We start from the raw sequence: 18,810 nt of genomic DNA on the forward strand, positions 1-18,810 counted from the left end.
TAAACAAACCCTCTTCAAAATTAATTTGGGGTGTATCTGGTAATAGTGATGAAAAATCATTGATGAACGAAAATGGGTCACTATAATCAGGATTGGTAATGCCACTGGTGCGAGTATTACCGGGACACAAATAACATGAAGGATCGTAGTGCTCCTTATCTTTAGCCTTATTTTCTTCAGTTTTTCCTTGCCATGGTCGCTTGGTACGATGTGGAGAAACCAGAACCCATTCACCAGTGAGAATATTAAATCTTCTATGGGGATTCTTGTTTAATTGGGTGTTCATAATCGATAATCGTTTATAATGATTTGGGTACCTGCATCCGGTAAGACGCTAAAAGCGTCTAATTTTATATTGAACTTGTCTCTGTATGCGCTTGAGACCTCTTCAACATAATTATCTATTTTATCCTCTTCAATAAGATTTAAAGTACAGCCTCCAAATCCACCTCCCATCATTCTGGAGCCGTATATAAAGTCCTTATCTCTAGAGTAATCCACGAGAAAATCCAGTTCTTTACAACTTACCTCGTACTTATTCTGGAGACCCTCATGTGATTGGTACATGAAACTTCCAAATTCTTGAAGATTTCCTTTACGAAGTGAGTTAGCTGCTTGTAATACTCGCTGATTTTCTTCCAGGACGTACAAGCATCTTTGATAAATCGTCTTGGAAAAACGATCTTTATACTGCACTAAAGTATCAATATCTACATCTCTCAATGCATTTACTTTGGGATAGTCTTTCTGGATTCTAAGTACCGCCTTTTCACAATCTGCCCTTCGTGAATTGTATTCACTATCTGCAAGATTATGGGCGACATTGGTGTTTAATAATAATAGTTTGCAGTTCTTAAAGTTTGCAGGTATGAATTCAACATCCAGCGTTCTACAATCTAAAAGTATGAGGTGATCTTGTTTGCTGAATACAGAGGAGTATTGATCCATTATTCCGCAATTCGAACCTACAAAGTCATTTTCTGCTTGTTGGGAGAGTTTGACAATTTCAAGCGAGTTTAATCCTAAGCTAAAAAGCTCATTCAATCCACTGGCAATACCACATTCAAGAGCTGCAGAAGAACTAATTCCTGCACCAACAGGCAGATTACTATGGATACTGCAATCAAATCCTCCGATACTTTTGCCTGCTTTCTGTATCTGATCTACAACCCCAAGAATATAATTCTCCCAATCTGTTCCTCTCTCGAGTTCTTCCCGCAATTTAAATTCGAAACCTATTTTAAAGGTTTCACTATAAATACGGCAAGTATCACTATCATTCCTCCTGAACTCTAAACGTAATTTTTTATCAATCGCGGTAGGCATGGCAAAACCTTCATTATAATCGGTATGCTCACCAATCAGATTAATTCTTCCCGGAGATTCTATTTGTACCTGAGGTTCAAATTTCTCGATCCTTTCCAGTTTTTTCATAAATTCCTAATCATTTACATGCCTTGTTAGACAATAGTATTATTAATTTCCCAATTCCAAGCGCTGGATAAAGCCTGTAGCAATGACCGCTTCGCTTTCCATTTTAATATTGAATTGGCTTTACTTGTATCTGCATAGGCTGCAGTTACATCTCCGTTCCTTCTCCCTTTGATTTCGTAAGGAATTCGTTGTCCTGTGGATTCTTCAAATGCATGGATGACTTCTAAAACAGATTGCCCTTTACCAGTCCCCAAATTAAATACATCATAATTGTCTTGCTTATCATCCTGAAGTAATAGTTCCAGGGCCGCCACATGTGCTTCAGCCAGATCCCTGACATGAATATAATCTCTAATAGCCGTTCCATCCTTTGTAGGATAATCATTTCCGAAGACCGCTAATTGCTCCCTTTTCCCAATGGCAGTTTGTGTGATAAACGGAATCAGGTTTTGAGGTGTACCTATTGGTAACTCGCCTATCTTAGCAGATTCATGAGCTCCTATTGGGTTAAAATATCTCAAGGCGATCGCCTTAAAACCTTTATTCACCAAGCAGGTGTCCTTAATAATTTCTTCACCAATTTGTTTAGTATTACCGTACGGAGATTCTGCTTTTTTAATTGGAGCTTTTTCCGTTATGGGTAGTTCAATAGCCTGACCATAAACAGTACAAGACGAACTAAATATTAATCTAGAGGCTGGATTATATGAATAAGCTTCAAGAAGATTGATTAGGCTAAATAAATTATTTTCATAGTATTGCAATGGCTTCTGAACGCTCTCTCCTACAGCCTTTGAAGCGGCAAAATGAATTACACCATCTAAATCATTATTTTCCTTAAAGAACTTTTTAACTATACTATTATCCTTTAAATCAAATTGATGAAACTCCGGTTTCTTACCAGTAATTTTGTAAATACCATCTAACACATCTATTGACGAATTTGAAAGATCATCTATGATGATAACCTCAAACCCACGATCTTGAAGTGCTACAGTGGTATGAGAACCTATATATCCTAAACCTCCAGTTACTACTACTCTTTTCTTCCCCATCATTTTCTATATTCTCTGGAATTAATTAATTCACTTTCAACGAATCAAGTGAGGTTTTGTCAATTGTAGATTCAGGACTAAAATCGTTAGACTTCATATATTCAATCAGACTAAATTTAAGTTGCTTTGCAACAGGGCGATTCTCTAAATCATTCATTAGGTCTATACTGGTAAATAGCAAAGAACCTTCTCCAACCTTGGCTTCGAAAACATTCGCCAGACTATGGTTAGTGACGAAATTATCAATCACCCTAACGATTGGTTTTATGTCCATATCGTCCAGAATTATTGATTTCGATTTAATCGTCAAATCCCACCAATGCCATTCTGAATGACTGGCTGTAGGAAAATCTTTTAAGGCTGCATGCTCCTTATCGATTAGTAAGCCCATGGTACCAGGTTGGTCCGGAAAATGGACGGGGCTCCAGAAAACCGGAACAAATCGACCAGTAATTCCTTTTATATTTTCAAGCTTTGGATTAAGGAATACCTTACTTCCTTTTTCTAAGGCATCATTTGCCTCTTCAAAAGAGGATGTGATTATAATATCTTTTGTATCATTAATTTCTACTTCCGGATATATCCATATGGGCCATGAATTTTTAAAGTTCGTTCCTTCCAATGCTACAGAAATCTTTAATTTTTGAGCACGTTCAGTTTGAATCGGGAAATCAATTTTCTTTAGCTCTTTATTGTTCCCTATATCAAGTTTGGTGTTGAAGTTACCCTCTCTAAGAGTTTCCCCTTGTAAGTTGGAGATCGACCATAGTATCTTTTGATTTTCAAATCTTTTAAAGAAGTTCGCTACTTCCAAAGTGGCCTCAAAAGTCTCACCTGATTTATACACTGCTTTTTCAAAGCGAATTAGTGGAACTACTTCAGAATTAAACTCTCTGAATTCCTTTCCAGAAATGACCCCTTTTGATTCCCAAAAAGCATTTAATAGCCCCACCAGGGCGGTACCCTGCCCAGGAAAATCCTGTAATTGTAGTAACTGAAAACCGTCAAACTCTTCTGTCTTCAACGCTCTTTCAATCTCTTCTTTATACAAAATAGCAGCCAGATTTCCTGAAGCATTAGTAAACTGATCTGAAAGCTGCAATAAGCCCTTTTCTTCGAGATCATTCTTAACAGCTATAAAATTGAGTGGCTCTAAAACTCCTGTGTACTTTTTTATTTCTGATAGATCTGGATACACTGAATATTGCCCAATTTCATGAGATACAACAGGAATATCTATATGGCTCATATTTTCTGAAAAGTCCTGATCAAATCTAGGTGACTGGCTGTTGAAGATTCCCTGACCTCTAATCCAACCTTTATCGGTCCACTGTGCGATGAAAAACTCATCTTCTGGTTCAGGTCTGGTTCCCGACGGCTTTTGAAAAGAAAAGCTAGTAGTTGCGTACAAATGCCTTCCATCTTCGGCTTTTAAAGCAGCAGTCATATCATTTAGTACAGCCATATCACCCTCAAGTTCATTCCCCATTGCCATCATAATAAATGATGGATGGTTCCCATAATCACGTAGCATTTTTTCGGCTTCGGCATAAAGAAAATCTGTCGTCTTTTTATCTTCCCCTACTTTTAAGCTCCAATGTGGAAGTTCTACCTGCAAGTAAAAACCTGCTTCGTCTGCTGCTTCAAATGCAGCCTTCGGAGGACACCAGGAATGAAATCTTAAATGATTCAAGCCATAATTTTTAGCCTGACTGATCAAAGTACTCCACTCTTCTTTTTTCATGGGAGGGTAACCTGTTAAAGGAAAAATCACACATTCTAGATTGCCTCTCAGGAATATTCTATGATTATTTAGTTCCAGAACACCATTATTCTTTGATATATTTCTATATCCAAATCCGGCTGAAGTAGTCCCTCCTAAATCTGTTACTTTTACATTATAAATAGTGGGCGAGAACTCATCCCATTTTTTAAAATCTTTTGGTGCACTTATCGAAAATTTAACCACACCATCTTCAACCTCGTAATCTACAATATTGCTTGAAACAATAGAATTCCCTTCACTGTCTTCAATCTCTATTTTAATTTTATCTGAATTATCTACTGTCTGTTCAAATTGTATATCGAGACTTTCATTGCTAATATCAGAGTAGATGTGTAGGTTTTTCGGTTTAGATTTTTCCGAAGAACTTAAAACGATGTTTCCAAGTATACCATTCCATTTTATTTGAGTATGATTGGTATAACCATGTGCCATTTCTTTATCTGCCTCGTCTGGATACTTATTTCCCAGTACGTTAATGTTTGGATATTGATCTGAATTATCCACTCTTACTGAAATGGTATGATTTCCAGGTGTAAGAGCTTTTGAAAGATCATAAACGTGACTGCCTACAAGGCTTTCCCGAGTTCCTATGGCTGTCCCATCTACATATACTTTAGATTCCCAGAGAACCCTTTCCAGTTCGAGAGTAATATTTTTATCCTTCCAGTTTTCGGGTATTTCAACTTCTTTTTGATACCAGGCTTTCCCATAATATTCATGTTTACGGTTTAAACTTGAGAGTACAATATTATTCAAAGCAGGCTCAAGAGTACTGGCTTTGCCCATTCCGGCATCATCCAGAGTACCTGGCAACATGATGCTATTGGCTTGCTTAAGGCCATTGGCCCAATTTTCCTGTTCACCAACTCCCGTAGAGTCCAGCCTTACGCTCCATTCTCCAGAAAGAGAAATAGTATCATGAACATCATTTCCGCAGCTAGTAAGAAATACTAATGAAATAAGTAAAACTATCCCTATTGAAGGAGACAGTATATTTTGCAATCTTGAGTTATTTTGAGACATTTTTATTTAATACTTTGAGTAGTTGATTTTTCATTTTTTCTAGAATTTCCGGATGATCCTCGGCTAAATTTTTGGATTCCCATGGATCTTTAGATAGATCGAACAATTGAGGTTGGTCAAAGAAACCGGGATCTATTTTCTTGTTTCTCAACCAAGCGGGAACAGTAATATCTTTTTTCGGGTGTATGTACTTCCAGCTATCCATTCTAAGTCCATAAGCATAAGCCTCTTCCAGTAGATATTTACGTCCCGATTCCTTTTCCCCCAACCATGAGTCAAGGTGATTTTCACTGTCCGGAGCGTCTGCTGGTTCTAATTCTATATTTAATAGACTTGCAATTGAAGCATATAAATCGACCTGGGATAGCAATGCATCGCTGGTGGCTGGACTAATTCGATCCTTCCAGGAAACTATTGTTGGAACCCTGGTTCCGGCTTCAAATATGGAGTATTTCGTTCCTTTAAATTTTCCGCCAGGTTTATGTTCACCTACTAGCTCTTCAGCATAGTCTAGATATCCATCGTCTAAAATTGGTCCATTGTCGCTAGTAAAAATGATCATAGTCTCTTCTAAAAGTCCATTCTTTTCAAGGTGTTCTATAACCTTTCCAACACTCCAGTCCATTTGTGCAATCACATCACCTCTTGGTCCCATAGAACTGGATTCAACGAATTCAATGTTGGGTGTTCTAGGTTGATGAATATCATGGAAGGAGTAGAACAAAAAGAATGGATTTTCACTTTTACCATTTATAAATTCTTCTACTTTGGCATCCAGAACAAAAGGTATTTCTTCATCAATCCATAGTGCTTCTTCAGCACCTTTCATAAATCCAATCCTGCTTATACCATTTGTAATCGCGCTTAAATGATAATTATCTGTATGTTGTTTCAATAATTCCGGATGGTCCCTTCCTGCAGGGTAACCTTCAGGAATTTGTTTTTTATAATCAACGATTAATGGATCGTTAGGGTTTAAATTGAAAATTTTTTGATTCTCTAAAAAAACAGTGGGAACTCGATCGCCAGTTGCAGGAATTAAAAAACTATAATCGAATCCAACTTCGGCGGGACCGGGTGATACTCTTTCATTCCAATCTACCTGACCTCTTCCAAGACCTAGATGCCACTTCCCTACTATACCCGTTTTATAGCCTGCCGATTTCAACATATCGGGTAAGGTTTTCATTTCAGTATCAATAATTAAAGGAGCATCACCCTCAAGAATTTCAGCATTATTCCTAAATGCATAACTACCGGTTAATATTGAATACCTCGACGGTGTACAAGTTGCAGCTGAAGAATGTGCATCAGAAAAATTGATTCCATTTTCAGCTAATTGGTCAATATTCGGAGTTTTCACACCTATTGCCCCATTTACCCCTATATCCCCATAACCAAGGTCGTCGATGTAAATCAACACTATGTTTGGTTTTACGCTTCTATCTGCAGATTGTGCAGAAATTACTGAACTACCTAAAAAGATTAAAAGTGAAAAGAGCGGATATGCATATTTTATATAAATTATCTTCATCCTTTTTCTGTTTTAATCTTTTCCAATTTTGCTTCTAAATTCAAGAAATCCTCTGCTGCGGCCTTCACTTTGTATCCTATTTCAGAATTGTAGACCTCTTTAATTTCTGCTATAAAAGCGGAACGTTTCTTTAAATACAAAGTGTAATTGATAGCACTTAATGCTAAATGTTCATTCTGGCTCAGTATAAATTTTTTCAATATTTCTTCAGCTTGCTTATCTTCATTTATCGAATAAAGAACAGCTGCCAGGTTAATTTGTACCGGTGCGTACACATCATATAAGCTCTCTTTAACTTTGCTTATCGACTTTTGACTCAGGCTTGAATTTATGGAGTATAATCCCAGGGATGCCCAATATCTTATAAACTCATTCTCATTTTTTAAAGCCTGAAAAAGTTGTGCTTCGATTTTCTTACCAGATTTACCAACTAGATTTGCTGTTTTAAAAATATTGCCCAGCGGATATTCTTCCTCGTTTAACCTGTATTTGTATGGTGTGGTTGTTTTAGAAATTTCACCCAATTCATATTCAGGTAGAAAGTGAACATCGCGCTCTTCCATTATTTTTTTTTCTAAGCGTTCACGCATTTTCTCTATGAGTTTTTCATATTGGGGTTCGTATGCGAGATTCTTGGTTTCCCAGGGATCAGCCTTTATATCATAAAGTACTTCGGCAGACCTTTGTTTAAAAATAGATTCCTGCAAATCATTCAATTTTCCTGCATCATAGTCCTCACGCATGAGTTGGGTTATCTTACCCATATCGATATACCTGATATACTTTACTTCAGGGAAAAATGGCATGAAATTCCGGGAATAAATGTAGCGACCATCGGTAATCGTTCTAACCATATCTGGCCCATTATCAGCCCTATCTGAAGATAGATAAGTAAAGTCAGGAGCAGGTTCGCGATTCTTTTTCAATAACGACCTTCCTCTCATATATTCTGGAACTTCAACTCCAGCAAGATTTAGAATACTTGGAGCCAAATCTTCAAAATCTACAAGCTCATCGCTAACCACGCCGCCAGTGCCCCACGGAGACAGGTGCTTATATTTTTCAGGAAACCATATAATGAATGGTACTCGATATCCCAGACCAATTCCATTGGTTTTGGCCCTGGGCATTCCTTCACCATGATCTGCAAAAATGAATACGATAGTTTCCTGTAGTAGGCCGTCTTCCTTAAGCCTTTGCAGTAGATTTCCCATTTTCAGATCAGTAAGTTTTATAGAATTATAAACCCTGGCCATTTGCTTTCGCATGTCTTTGCTATCCCTGTAAATAGGAGGCATAGAAAAGGTACTATCGCTAATAATCCTTTTTTCGTGTAGATTTGCAAATTCTTTCACAGATGGCAACTGTATCTCCACATTATTAGATATTTCGCGATGCTCCTTTAGTTCCTGCTTTTCCTCAGGTTTCAAATAAGCTAGTACATTTTCTTCATACCACTCATAAGACATACTCATTGTCCGCGACTGGTGTGAGTCTGGAATATTGAATACTGCGAAAAAAGGCTGTCCTTCTTGCCTGTTCCACCAACCTGCTCTACCAGAACTTTCATTCCAGGTTTCAGCGACAAAAGTTTTGATCCCGGCGATGTTATAATCTGTCTTATAATTATTGGACACGTAATAACCAGCATCCTTCAGATATTCTGGAAATCCCTTGATAAACTCTGGAATAGGAAAATCACTACGGTGATTTCCACTACCCATTTTATAGGTAGGCACCCCGGTGATAATTGCACTTCTGCTAGGGGAACAAACTGTACCGGTAGAGAATGCACTCGTGAAGCGCACCCCTTCCTTTGCCATTTTATCCATGACCGGGGTTTCTGCGTCCACATCTCCATAGCAACCGATAAACTGGGGCGATGTATCCTCGAAAGTTATCCAGAGAATATTAGGTTTTTCCTGGGCATATCCCATTATGGAACACCCCAGGAAAACCCATAAACCAATAAAATTAAATTTCTTTAAATACAGCATTAGCAGTGTTTAGTTATTTACTTCAAGGTTTTCTTCCTGTTTAACCATATCGAGATGAAATTTAGCTGGAAGATGATATAGATCCTTTTGCAGAACTGCTTCAAACGCTGATATGGCTGATTCTCTATTATCTAAACCGAATTCACCTAATCCAATCAAGTAGTTACAGTGAATGTTGTTTCTAACATTAAGATCCTCTTCCCAGATCAACAAATCTGGTAATGAAATAGCAAAGTAGTCGAGCTTTACCTCATCATCCAGGTGTGCTTTTCCGTAATTAAGTAAATTATTGAATCGGGTTTTTGCCTCATCCATTTTACCCAGTTTTCTCAGTGCCAATCCCTGATAAAATATTTTGTCTGGTTGCTGATCATTATAAAAGATTGCTGGGCTTGGATCACTCAAACCTTCCGCAGCTTTTTTCCAATTTTCAATAGCAACGTCTTTATTTCCAAGACTTTCATGGGCGCATCCCAACCAGTAATAAATGTCGTTTTCCTGAGATCCGAAGAGTTTACCTTCACCAAGATTATGAGGATATTCTTTAGCAGCTTCTAAATGTGTTATCGCTTCAGTAAATTCTCCATTTGCAATCAGCTTTTTTGCAACCTCAACATTCAAAGTGATATGCTGGAAGGGCACCTTGCCTTCTCCTCCCTCCCATGGATGAAACTGTCTTACTTTTAAAAGTTCAAGAGCTTTTGTATGGTCACCCTTATAATTCAATATTGAAATATGTTCAAGATATGTGTCATCTCGAGAGTCTACCAGCTGCTTATTATTTTCCAGAAATTCGAGGCGTTCTTCAATTGGAGTATTAATTTTCTTGTATAATTGATCGAGTTCCATGAGCAATCTGGCATCTGCACTATCCAATCTAAATGCATATTCCAAATGTTCTCTGGCCAAACTCTTTTGATCGGTTTTATTGTAGTAAAGCAATGCTAGATTTCGATGACATATAGCATTATCATCTTCATGGTGAAGGGAATTTTCCCAACAATCCTGAGCAGCTTTATACTGCCTGAACGCATACCAAAAATTCCCTAACAAATAAGAAGCTACAGCATCCTCTGGATTGAATTCAAGAGCTGCCTGGAGAACGATTACCTCTTCCAACTTATTTGGAAAGCAATAATCGGTATTCATCTTCTGAGCTTTGGAGTACCATTTTGCTGCTAGTTCTTCCTGATCCAATTTTTCATAATACCATCCCATAAAATACCCTGCCATTGGATATGGTTGCTTTGATTGCTGGAAGTATATTTCTAAAAATTCCTGTGCTTCCTCGTAAAATCCAGCCTGAGCATAGTCCAAAGAAAACTCTATGTAGTTGTGAACATTACCTCGAATCATGTTTTTGAGATGTTCAATATCTTTTTCTTCCTGGGTCCATTTGTACTTTTCGAAAAGCACCCCAAAATTGAACTGGTCAATTTGAAGTGAATCTTCAATAAGTTGCAATGCTTTTGCCTTATTCCCGTTCTTTCTGAGGATTACCGCCTTCAAGTGCCTTGCTTTGTGATTATGCCAGTTGCGAATCAAAGATTTATCTATTAATTCTAAAGCCTTTGTTTGATCCTTTTTTATACAATCCAGCTGTGCCAGATTAAAATACCCTGCATCCTGCCAAGCTGCATTCCAGCAGGCTTTAAATATAGCATCGTAAGCTTCCTTATTTTTACCTAGAAACCTCAAGGTCAAACCTTTATTAAAATATGGCTCTCCATCGTAAGGATTAGGATTATGTTGAGTTAAAGTTTCTATGGCTGTTTCAAAATATCCCAAAGCCTTATCAAACTGCCCTTTCTTCATATACCACAAGCCCATCGCGTTGTTATTACGAACATCTTTAGGCTCCCGCTTCAATGCTTCTAGATAATAATCTGTTGGGTTATAGGTAGCGTGTCTGTACTGTTCCAGATGAAGTCCTCTCAGATACAATTGTTCAACAGTTTCTATATCTTGTGGTTCTTTTGCCGCTTTAGCGGGTTCTGGTATTAATTCCTGGATATCACCATTCGGAGACCAGCTGATCAATTCAAGACCTTTAGCATCGGTTACTACAACTGTGAGCTCTTTGAAATCAATATCCCCATAGTCTATACATTCATCGAAGACTGATTCCGGACTCAGATCAAGTGTTTTTTCAAAAATTATATTGGCCTGGGTCTTTAAGCTTATTGTACAGGAATTATATGTACCAGTTACATGTACTTTCAGTATGGCATTCCCATCCTTTTCTTCCAGATTAAGCAATACATCCTTATTGGCATTTTTTACCACCCCTACGTTGTAGTATGGCATGAAATATTGATTGAAACTTTTTTCCTCGTAAGGTTGCATCCATGCAAAATCAGGCTGATTATCTGTGTATACCCCGCACATTAATTCGATATAAGGACCATCAGAATCGGTTAGGTTTCTATCCCATGCCTGACCAAAATCACCATTTCCCCATGTCCATTGTTTTTTCCCAGGCGATACATGATGATCAGCAACGTGCAGTAAACCTCCTTTAGAGTCATTTTCGAACCCACCTACAAAATCATATTCAGAAGTAATCGCCATATAAGAAGTAGGTACTGGAATATTCTTATAACGCGAGATATCTGTTCCAGGAGAATAATCTACTTTATAATATTCTCCTTTTGCAATTGGAAATTCAGACACATCTCGCTTACCATGATCGAAAACTGCATGCACATCTGGCGGAAATACCGATTGATAATGATCATTAACTGCTACTGCTGGATTTGCCCACCAAAGAAATGTTTGAGGATGCGGAGTTCTATTGTAGAGTTGAGCTCTAATCTCGAGATAAGCTTTATCTGGATGTAACGTGAAACCTGCCATTCCTTTGGTGCGAAACATCCTTTCTAGTTCGCTAACCCAAACAGTAATACTTCCATCTTCGTTTTCTTCAATAGTACTATCTACCGGATCGTATGTACTTGGTCTATGGTGCTGTGGCCAGTTGAACTCGATTCCTCCGGAAATCCAGGGACCAGTTAGTCCTACTAAAGCCGGTTTGATTACGTGATTATAATACACAAAATGACGTTCTCGAATTTTATCGTAAGCCATCTGAATACGTCCACCAAGAGCAGGAAGTACCATTATTTTGATATAATGGTTTTCTATAAAAATCACATCCCATTCTTTATCTACCTTCGTATCACTAATATGCTCTATCACAGGGTGTGGATACACCGAACCACTACTAGCCTGATACACTCTTTTTTCAAGAAAGACCGGATATTTTTCCGGTTTACCAACTTCATATGTTGGAATAACTACCTTTTCTTTCCAAGCTTTAACCTTTTCCATTCCTTAATATTTTTGGTCTTGAACTATAAGACCCGTTCATCTAATCTTTTTCGTTGTATTTGTATAAATTCTGGATGCTCGCTATATCCAAGTCTATTTGTGGATTAAAATCTTCCGAATTCATGTATGTTTTTAAGCTATATAGAAGTTGTCTGGCTTCTTTTCTACGGGACAAATTTGTGTGCAGATCTATTCCTGATATTATTAATTTGCCTTTCCCAACATTTACCTCAAAGATTAATGCCAACCGTCTATTCTCGAACCAATCATCTATAACCCGAACGATTGGTTTCAGATCAGGGTTAAAATCATCTAGAATTATAGCATTGCTGTTACTCATGGCGTCCCACCATTGCCAATTTGAATGGAATTCTGTTGGAAATGCAGATAAAGCAGGATGTTCGGGATCACACAAAATTCCCAGAGTATGAGGTTCTTGGCCTTTAGTCCAGGAAGTGTTCCAGAAAATGCTGGAAAAGCCTACGCTTATATCTCCACCTTTGTCTGGGTTTAGTGAACCCTTCTTTAAACTTAATAATACATTACCACCATTCGTTAAATAATCGACCGTCTCAGGTTTTAGGCTCTCCACAAATCGTAAGTTGGTGTCACTAGTGTTTAGACTGGTATCTGGATACACCCATACATCCCATTTATTCGTATACTCTCCTACTCTTACACTAAGGATTAGTCTACGAGCTTTATCTATGTTTTGCAGAGGTACAGATATCTCTCCAAGACGAATTCCATTGCCGTTCTCAATTGTTGTCTCAATTAATTCGCCTTTCGCATATACTGCATCATCTTCAAATTGAAGCATCCATTTTGGCTTTACATTCTTTAAAATATCCTCCCCGAAATGTGCAATTTCTACGGAAGCCTCAAGAGTATCAGTATTTAAAAATGTTTTTTGCTTTAGTCTAACTAATGGTACGGTTGGGCCACTAAAAGATTTAAACTCTTCAGGTGAAACATATCCTTTTTCATCCCAGAAAGAATCGAGTATTCCTACTAAAGCAGTGCCCTGTCCCGGAAAGTCATGTAAATCCAGCAATTGAAATCCTCCAAAATCCTTAGTTCTAAGAGCAGCTTCAATGTCAGCTTTGTAACATAAAGTTTGAAGTTTACCTGATGCCAATAATAAGCTATCGCTTAGATGGCCCATATGACTTTCTTCTAAGGTCTCTTTAAATATTTCAAAATTCTTGGGTTTAAGAACACCGGTATATTTATCCATTTCTTTAAAATTTGGATATACACACCACTGCCCGATCTCATGACTTACTACAGGGATAGACGTGGTATCGATGATCGAGCTATAATCAAAATCGGTCTGAGGAGGTTTATTATTAATAATACTTTGTAAGTTCTCATTCCATTGTTGTATTCTAGGTTTGGGGGTATTCCAGTAATCAGCATTTCTAAGAAATGGCCATCCTGCTGCACCTGTATATACTTTAGTAGAATTTTCTTTTTTGAAATGAGATACAAATCTTTTCAGGTACTCCTCATGAAATTCTCCTCCTGGTTCGTTCCCATAAGCCATCATTACAAATGAGGGATGATTACCATAATTATCAAGAATATCCTTAGCTTCCCTGAATATCCATTCATCAATAGGTTCTCCATCACCTATAGTTGTCCAAGCTGAGGCCTCAATCTGTAAGTAAACACCTGCTTCATCTGCAGCATCAAATGCAGCTTCAGGCGGGCACCATGAATGAAATCGCATATGATTTAATCCATGAGATTTAATGATGTTGAATATTCTAGCCCAATCAGACTTTTGCGTTGGTGGATATCCCGTCTTAGGGAAGATGGCACATTCCAGGGTACCTCTTAAAAATACAGGGTTTCCATTTATAGCGAAATGCTTTCCAATAGCATGAAATTCACGCATCCCAAATTTGGTTTTTTGGATGTCTATGCCATCCTTTGATTCGGCTATCACTGTCAAATCATAAACTTCTGGGTTGAATTCATCCCATAATTTATAATCATTACCCATTGGATAATTGATAGATATTTCCTGATTGCTGTCTATTGTAAATTCTTCAGATTTGACATTTAATTCTGGATCATCCGTATTCTTCAACTTTGCAGAAACCGATACTTTCAAATCTTGCTGAACGCCAGTGGTATTCAATATAGTTGCATAGACTCTAGCACTATTAGTTTCCAAATCAGGAACAATTTTTACGACATCTATATAAACCTTTGGTTTGGCTTCCAGAGTTAGTGAACCTACTAAACCATTCCAGTTGCTCTGAGTATTATCTGATATACTATGGGCATCTTTTCCAACATTTATATCTTTAATGCGATTATCAACTCGAATGGAAATCCTGTGTTTTCCTGGTTTTATAGATTCTGGTAATTTGTATTTATGAGCTGTGGCAAGTGAATTACGTGATCCAACCTTTATATTATCAATCCATATCGTTGTTTCCCAATGAGCTCTTTCGAGCTCTAAAAGAATATTCTTATCCTGCCAGTCTTCAGGAATGATTATATTTTTTTGATACCATGCCGCACCATGGTATTTTCTTTCAGGAGTCAGCCAAAATGAAACTTTAAGATTATCTGGCTTTCGATAGTTGGCATATTTTGGACTCTTATACCAAAGACTATCATTCCACATATTTCCTGTCCAATGAGTTTTGAGATCAACAGGATTTCCTTTACCATTTTCAACCATTGAACCCGGAAGAGTAATAGTTTCATCCAGTTTGTCCAGATACCATTGTTCAACTTCCCCTTGGTCTAAAGAATCCATTCTGAAATTCCATTGACCAGATAGATCAACTTGAGCAGATATGGAAGTACAACCCAATAGTATCAATCCAAGAATTGAATAAATAATTAAGTTATGTAGGGTAGTAGACTTCATTATTTGAAAAACTCCTTGAAAATTAGATCGGCAACTAATTGATGTCCTTTCTGGTTTATATGATTGTTTTGAGCCATAAATGCTTTTATCTCCCGGTTCTGAGAAAGAATTTTAAACATCTTGAAACTATCTATTAGACCAACCTTATATTTTTTTGCCAAATCTCGAATTTGTTCGGCATGTTGAGCCAGATTTGAATCTGGATCCAAAATATCTTCATTGAGGTCCGGTGTAGGAGTTAGAAGAATCACTTTTAAATTTTGGGTAAGTGCAGTCTCAATCATTTCTGACCAGGCTGCTTTAGCTTTTTCTAATCCAATTCCGCGATCGTTTAGAGCATAATCGATGAAAAGAACATCTGGATTATGATTTAGAACCTCATCTTCAAAACGGGATGCTCCCTGTACCGCCTGTTCTCCTCCAATAGATGTAGTTATGACATTCACTACTGAATACGGATAGTGATCATTGATATTTTTGAGCGTTTGGAAGGGATATGAGTTCATTCGATCAACCACCCCAGCAGTAGTATATCCAGTAGGTACAGAATGACCGTGAAAAACTAAGTTTATAGTACGGTTATTTGGCCATTTTACCTTCAAATCGTCTTTAATTGTATCCAGATATGTTTCCGGATTTGCTACCTGACCGAACACAGACAAACTGAAATTAAGGAATAATAGCCCTGTAATAATGTAACTCCTGTATATACTGTTAGAATTCATACTGTTTACAATTCATTCAAAGTTTCCAGCCTTGTTTTATCAGACTGTTTATTAGTAAGTTCAATCTCAATTTCTTCAAGACTTTTTCCTTTTGTTTCCGGGAGGTTTTTCCGAATAAATAGAAAACCAAACAGGCAAATTCCACTATATACCCAGAAGGTTCCAGAAGCACCCAAGGCATTGTTCAGAATAGGAAATGTAAATGTGAGGATGAAGGAAGCTACCCAGAGAGAAAAAGTCGCAATAGACATCGCCGCACCACGCAGTCTGTTAGGAAATATTTCTGATAGAACTACCCAGGTAATAGGCGCCAAGGACATAGCATAAATTCCTATTGCAATGATCACCAATAGTAATACTGGCCATCCAGTAAATTGAAGATAATAGGCGCCCCCTAGGATCGCATACACAACAGCTAAGCCAATAGACCCTATGAGCATTAATTTTCGTCTACCCCAACTATCTACTGTACGCATCGCCACGAAAGTAAAAATGAGATTAACACTACCTGTAATAACTATATTGAAGAGCATGTCACCTACGCTGTAACCTGCCGCAGTAAAAATTTCTTCTGCATAATTGAAAATGATATTGATTCCGCACCACTGTTGAAATATGGCTAGTACAATCCCTATAATTAGAATAGGCTTCACTTTTGTATCGCGGAAATCAGACAGATTTATTTTTCGTTTATTATTCTGCTTTAGCGTTAATTGAATATTCTGTAGTTCCTTCTCTGCGTATTGCAGGCCACCAATTTTACCCAGGACTTTCTCTGCCGTACGATGTTCATTGATTTTTACTAAAAAACGTGGACTTTTAGGAACAAAGAACATTAAGAGGAAAAAAGCTCCAGCAGGTATAAGTTCAGCCCAGAACATATATCTCCAGCCAACCTGTCCATTCCATGATTGCAAAATATCCGCAGAAGAAAGTGTTTCTGGAATAGGCTCTGCGATTAGATAATTGGCTATTTGCGCCGCTAGAATACCTATTACAATAGTTAGTTGATTTATTGCCACAAATTGTCCCCGGTATTTTGCCGGTGCAATTTCAGCAATATACATTGGTGATAATGTAGAGGCTAAACCAATCCCCAATCCTCCAATGAGTCTATAAATTATAAAAGGTGTAAATTCATCAACGTATCCTGTTCCAAATGCTGATAATGAGAATAATGCAGCGGCAAAAATTAGGGGGATCTTTCGTCCGTATTTATCGGCTACAAACCCCGAGAGTATGGCTCCGAGTATACATCCTACCAAAGCGCTACTCATAGCCCATCCTTGTAATGAAGGCAATGAATCTATTTCAAAATATAGTTCATAAAACGGTTTCGCACCTCCTATTACAACCCAGTCATAACCAAAAAGGAAGCCTCCCATTGCAGAGACAAGGGCAAGAAAAAGTAAATAGGTGAAATTAAATTTAGTGTTCTCCATTTCGAGAATTATTTATTATTGATTTTGCCAGTAAAAGTTACAATGCTTCTTGGAGGAATTTGTAAAAACGATCCTTCTACTTTTTTTGAAGCCAGGTTATTGTCCGCAGAAGTCTCGTAAGATTTCTCCAGGGTTATATTGCTATCAACCTTAACAGATTTGGGAATTTTGCTATAATTAATTGCTACTATCGCCAACTCATTAGTGTGTTTATCTTTATAAGCTGAAACCATAAGATCTTCGTACTGTTCTTTTATGGATTGATCAGTATTCACGTGGGCTAATATCCTTTGCATTCCAGGATGAACGAACCTTGAAAAATTCCCTAAGGCCCATAATAATTTTGAATCGTGGAACTCTCCGTCATATTTTAATGACTCTGTGTTGTACATGTCTTCAGGATCACCCGTGTCCAGGTAGATAAGTCCATCCTTAAAATCAGCAATTGTTAGAGCAGTCCACCATTGCCAGGATTTTGCATTTGTTAAAGTAAGATCTGCATGGATAACTCTTGCAACATACAGCGCAGTACCCATACCCAAGTCTCTCTGACCTCCTCCACCTATATCATCATTGTTCTCTAGAATACAGAATTCACTTTGCCAGAAACCCAGATTATTCTTCATTAAAGACTGGCTCAAATTTTCTCTAATACCAATTAAAGTATCTACAGGCCACGTTGTGAAGTAGCTGTGTCCTGAGACTGTATGCTGAATGTTTTTTAGGTTACCTACATATGTTTCCTCATTTCTATTACTTCTGAAAAAGTCTTCAATTTGATTACCACGCTTTGGTCTGTTATAATGAGAATATAGGTATCTTAAATCGGCAGCTTCAGGAATAATAATATTAGTTTCTAAGTCTTTATTACTGATGCCCTGATCTAGTAGTTCGACTAGTTTCGAGATATCTTCATTAAATGCAGGTGTTCCTTCCTGAGTAGCTTTTTCCCAATCCCATTGTGGTTCATTAATAGGGCTGAGATAATCGAAGTTTATTCCTTCTCTCTTAAAATGGTCAAGAAATTCTACCATGAAGTTCGCATAATCGTCATAGAACTCAGGCTTCAGGTTTAGATTTCCATCAGTTCTACTGTTCCATCCTTTATTATTATATGCCCAGAATACAGGAGCAGCTATAGAAAACGCAAGGTATTTTTCAACACCGTAGTGCTTAGCTTTCTTCAGAAACCACTGTTGTCCTTCTTGCTTAGTCCAGTCATAATCGCCCTTTTCATCCACAAATGATTCCCCACGTCTCCATTCATTCTGGATTCCAGATTGTTCACCTTGTTCTGCAGTTCCTGCACTAATGTAAAATCGCCAAAGAGATAGTCCTATTCCTTTAGGATTTCCCTTTTCATCCTCTTCTTTACTGAAAAGCAATTCTGCAATTTTTTCCCTCTTAGCGGTAGGCCAGTTTTTACCAACAAATTGCGTTCTCCAGGCATCAGAAGCTCCGAAACCATCAATCACCTGCAGTTCCCGATCTGGGTCAATTTCTAATTGTAGTTGAGCACTCAACGAATGACAAAAAAATAATAGAAGAAAAACGACATTAAACACTCTCATAAATCAATTCAGTATTTAGGGTT

11 protein-coding genes are annotated in these 18,810 nt (G+C 37.7%); all 11 read right to left on the reverse strand.

Annotated features, from left to right (window positions below; translation table 11 throughout):
• A partial coding sequence (galT, locus tag ACNKXS_RS04385) for a galactose-1-phosphate uridylyltransferase (protein WP_417919793.1) occupies positions 1 to 286 on the reverse strand: 286 nt, incomplete at its 3' end.
• A complete protein-coding gene (galK, locus tag ACNKXS_RS04390; protein WP_417919794.1) occupies positions 283 to 1,434 on the reverse strand; it encodes a galactokinase in 1,152 nt (383 codons plus the stop codon). The genes galK and galT, both read right to left, overlap by 4 nt.
• Positions 1,435 to 1,460: 26 nt before the next feature.
• A complete protein-coding gene (gene galE / locus ACNKXS_RS04395; RefSeq protein ID WP_417919795.1) occupies positions 1,461 to 2,492 on the reverse strand; it encodes a UDP-glucose 4-epimerase GalE in 1,032 nt (343 codons plus the stop codon).
• Positions 2,493 to 2,514: 22 nt separating this feature from the next.
• Positions 2,515 to 5,277 carry a sugar-binding domain-containing protein gene (locus tag ACNKXS_RS04400; protein ID WP_417919796.1) on the reverse strand — a complete coding sequence of 921 codons (2,763 nt, stop codon included), beginning with the start codon at positions 5,275 to 5,277 and terminating at the stop codon, positions 2,515 to 2,517.
• A 7-nt stretch (positions 5,278 to 5,284) separates the two neighbouring features.
• On the reverse strand, positions 5,285 to 6,832 hold the full coding sequence (locus tag ACNKXS_RS04405) for a sulfatase family protein (protein ID WP_417919797.1): 1,548 nt from the start codon (positions 6,830 to 6,832) through the stop codon (positions 5,285 to 5,287).
• Positions 6,829 to 8,829, reverse strand: a complete 2,001-nt coding sequence (locus ACNKXS_RS04410) for a sulfatase family protein (RefSeq protein WP_417919798.1) — start codon at positions 8,827 to 8,829, stop codon at positions 6,829 to 6,831. The genes ACNKXS_RS04405 and ACNKXS_RS04410 overlap by 4 nt, the downstream gene beginning before the upstream one ends.
• Before the next feature lie 9 nt (positions 8,830 to 8,838).
• Positions 8,839 to 12,159 (reverse strand): DUF5107 domain-containing protein, encoded by a 3,321-nt coding sequence (locus ACNKXS_RS04415; protein ID WP_417919799.1) that lies wholly within the window; start codon positions 12,157 to 12,159, stop codon positions 8,839 to 8,841.
• A gap of 40 nt (positions 12,160 to 12,199) precedes the next feature.
• Complete coding sequence (locus ACNKXS_RS04420; RefSeq protein ID WP_417919800.1) at positions 12,200 to 15,049, reverse strand: sugar-binding domain-containing protein; 2,850 nt, start codon at positions 15,047 to 15,049, stop codon at positions 12,200 to 12,202.
• A complete protein-coding gene (locus ACNKXS_RS04425) occupies positions 15,049 to 15,774 on the reverse strand; it encodes an SGNH/GDSL hydrolase family protein (RefSeq protein WP_417919801.1) in 726 nt (241 codons plus the stop codon). Before ACNKXS_RS04425 ends, ACNKXS_RS04420 begins: the two co-directional genes overlap by 1 nt.
• Positions 15,775 to 15,779: 5 nt before the next feature.
• Entirely contained in the window at positions 15,780 to 17,216 is a 1,437-nt protein-coding gene (locus ACNKXS_RS04430) for a sugar porter family MFS transporter (RefSeq protein WP_417919802.1), read from the reverse strand.
• Between the two features lie 8 nt (positions 17,217 to 17,224).
• Entirely contained in the window at positions 17,225 to 18,787 is a 1,563-nt protein-coding gene (locus tag ACNKXS_RS04435; RefSeq protein WP_417919803.1) for a glycoside hydrolase, read from the reverse strand.
• Between the last annotated feature and the right edge of the window lie 23 nt (positions 18,788 to 18,810).

It is taken from the genome of Christiangramia marina, assembly GCF_048285865.1.
Lineage (GTDB): Bacteria > Bacteroidota > Bacteroidia > Flavobacteriales > Flavobacteriaceae > Christiangramia > Christiangramia marina.

Coding starts and splice junctions, on each gene's coding strand:
- galK (WP_417919794.1), bottom strand. CDS start 1,434: ATGAAAAAACTGGAAAGGATCGAGAAATTTGAACCTCAGGTACAAATA.
- galE (WP_417919795.1), bottom strand. CDS start 2,492: ATGATGGGGAAGAAAAGAGTAGTAGTAACTGGAGGTTTAGGATATATA.
- ACNKXS_RS04405 (WP_417919797.1), bottom strand. CDS start 6,832: ATGAAGATAATTTATATAAAATATGCATATCCGCTCTTTTCACTTTTA.
- ACNKXS_RS04410 (WP_417919798.1), bottom strand. CDS start 8,829: ATGCTGTATTTAAAGAAATTTAATTTTATTGGTTTATGGGTTTTCCTG.
- ACNKXS_RS04415 (WP_417919799.1), bottom strand. CDS start 12,159: ATGGAAAAGGTTAAAGCTTGGAAAGAAAAGGTAGTTATTCCAACATAT.
- ACNKXS_RS04420 (WP_417919800.1), bottom strand. CDS start 15,049: ATGAAGTCTACTACCCTACATAACTTAATTATTTATTCAATTCTTGGA.
- ACNKXS_RS04425 (WP_417919801.1), bottom strand. CDS start 15,774: ATGAATTCTAACAGTATATACAGGAGTTACATTATTACAGGGCTATTA.
- ACNKXS_RS04430 (WP_417919802.1), bottom strand. CDS start 17,216: ATGGAGAACACTAAATTTAATTTCACCTATTTACTTTTTCTTGCCCTT.
- ACNKXS_RS04435 (WP_417919803.1), bottom strand. CDS start 18,787: ATGAGAGTGTTTAATGTCGTTTTTCTTCTATTATTTTTTTGTCATTCG.